The sequence below is a fragment of the Lampropedia puyangensis genome (genome assembly GCF_004833285.1).
GTDB lineage: Bacteria > Pseudomonadota > Gammaproteobacteria > Burkholderiales > Burkholderiaceae_C > Lampropedia > Lampropedia puyangensis.
The window spans coordinates 1-2520 of record NZ_STFG01000052.1 but is presented as its reverse complement, the minus strand read 5'-3'; the positions used below and the strand labels follow the sequence as shown (position 1 = coordinate 2520).

1 protein-coding gene is annotated in these 2520 nt (G+C 39.6%); it reads right to left on the bottom strand.

The features are described from left to right. Window positions 1–1575: 1575 nt before the first annotated feature. Window positions 1576–2520 (bottom strand): hypothetical protein (locus tag E9531_RS17320; RefSeq protein WP_211343488.1); only part of this gene is annotated, 945 nt, incomplete at its 5' end.

The following is a 2520-nucleotide window of genomic DNA, read 5'->3' as shown; positions in this document are numbered from 1 at the left end:
GAGATTCAGCCTCCACGGATACCGGTGCGATTCATCTCATTTCATGTGAATTAAACAAGATGCCCTAGAAGGGCGAGTTCATCCAGCACCAATACCTTGACGAATTGGTGTTTCCAGTAGACACTACGGGTTCCAGTCGAAATTGGATCCGGTATCTGCCGGACGCAAGCCCAAGGTTAGCGCCTTGGGCTTTTGCGTTTCTGGATGAGCGGTGCAGGTGGGGGCTAGCTCATAGGGTGCGCTCCTTCTTGATATTTGATGTGGGTGAGGTCAAAGATGACAAAGCATCACAGCCCCAGCTATCACTCTGGATGTGAGGTGCTCCCGATTTGTTGTTCTGCCGAAGTTTCCAGCCACTGAGCAACTTCTTGAGTCCAAGCAAAAAGGCCGCGCCGCCCTTGCAAATTAAACAAGTTCAACGGTAATCGCCCTCTGCTGTGCGCGGCACTCAGCGCATTGGTCGAGCGGTAGTGCAGCACTTTGCAAAGCGCCTCTGAGTCCATTAATGGCCCGAATTCAGACCAAAGCTGGTCCTTGAGCCGTTCTGTTGAGTTCTGCTCGCAGATTTTTGCCATGATGAATCGTGATCTTCGTACTGAGTTTGAGCGCCCAATAAAGGCTCTAAATTATTTAATAAGCCTGCATTCAGATAATTATTAATCCGCCGCAGATAAACGAATGTCACGGACTATACGTCACAAAGCCACTTAGTCTGAGTTTGTTTAATGAAATCTTCCGAAGTCATCAAGTCCTAATATTTAAACTTCTGTAGCGGTGATTTTTTGAAGAAAACATGATATTTTTCAATGTCATGAAAATTTCTAAGCGAATCTAGAGAGCTGTTTTTCAACCAGAAAAATGTCTTTTTAACAATTATTAATTTGGATTCAATAAGGGGCAAGGATTTATGAAATTGAAATCTTCATTTTTTAATAAAAACAAATAATACGTTTTTAATGGGGCCGTGCAAAAATCCCTCAAAGATGCAATTTTTGCATCCGCAGGCAAGTTTCGTGCGTCTGCTTGAAGCAAAATAATTCTATTAACCATTCTCTATGCATGGTTATATGCGGGCGATTTTTAGTCTCTGAGGACCTCGCACAGATCATCAAGGTATAAAAATTTATCATCGACTGATCTGGAGTGCCGTGTATTCCCGTGTCAAGCTCTAGTTGAGCTGCTCGAAAAACTTAGCGAAATCACACTCCAATGCCTCAAGCCTCAGTTTGAGTTAGATCGCATCAAACCGTCAGACTCCGGTCCCGCACTTGCAAATGACTGAGACTCATCTGATTGAGGTTGAGAAATGCACTGCACTGTGGGAATGTTGCGATAAAAATGATCCAAGCGCTATAGGCAAGGGATACGATACAGGTAAAGGCTCTTTTGCTGATCCTGTAAATGACTTACAACATGAAGATCCTTAAAAGGCATGACTCTTCGGCAAGCAATTGCGAAGTAGTAGCTCCAGATAGTCTTATTTGACCATCACATATCGACCCGAAGCAGACAGTTGCTAACGACGCAAATAACCGGCGCTGCGCGACAGCGAAGCGTCCGTGTCAATTTTCCTTGTTAGCTTTCATTCTCTGCCAAGACCCAGTCACCTTGACTAATTCTAGTCATCATAGTGAATGGGAAGTTATGGAAAAAATTTTCAATATCTTCTGATTTCACCTGATTAATGTGATGTAAATCCCCATCAGCTAACTGTAGAGCTATCATTTTCTTGGTAATTTCAGCAAATGTATCCACCTCCGAAAGCAACCACGTTTTCTGATCTCTTTCAAAAAACTCATAAGGCATGTCACCAAGGCTTAAGTTTTTTACATCATGAATTTTATCTTTACTAAATTCTGCCAGAACAAATTCAAAAAAATCGGTGAGGTAAGAGTATAAAAGATGTGTATGAAAGACAAAATAATTGTCAGCAAAGTTAATATTATTGTTGTACTGGTTAGAGTACATATGATGAGGATTAATCAAATCATCTAAGTTGGAATTGTAGGCCTGAAAACATATTCTATTTTTCACATTTTCATTATTCACATAGAAAGGATTAACTGTAATCCCGCCGTGAACTATTCTATTCCTAATTTTATTAAGAATTTTATACCAATCCAACTGCAAGGCAATGAGTTTATTTGAATAAACCTCAAATTGTCTTTCCAAAAATTCGTACCTATTGCCTTCTTTCTTTCCAGGAAAAATTAGCTTGTCTGCTATTTGATACGCAATATCAAAAATTGTGCTAATTTTATAATAGCAATATTCAACGGAACTTATGCTAACTACCGAAGTTTGATCGTAATTTTTAATAAAATCACTATCTTTTTGAATTTTACTAATATAGGTAACTGTATAAAATAGTTTTTTAAAGTGCGTTTTTAAATTTTTAAAGAGAAAATGAATGCTCTCATCATCCAGAATTTCTGGTTCGTACTTGTTTAAATACATAATGAGTTTATACATTGGGTTATCAACCGGGAACCTCTCAAAACCCCAGGCCCAGGCCAGATG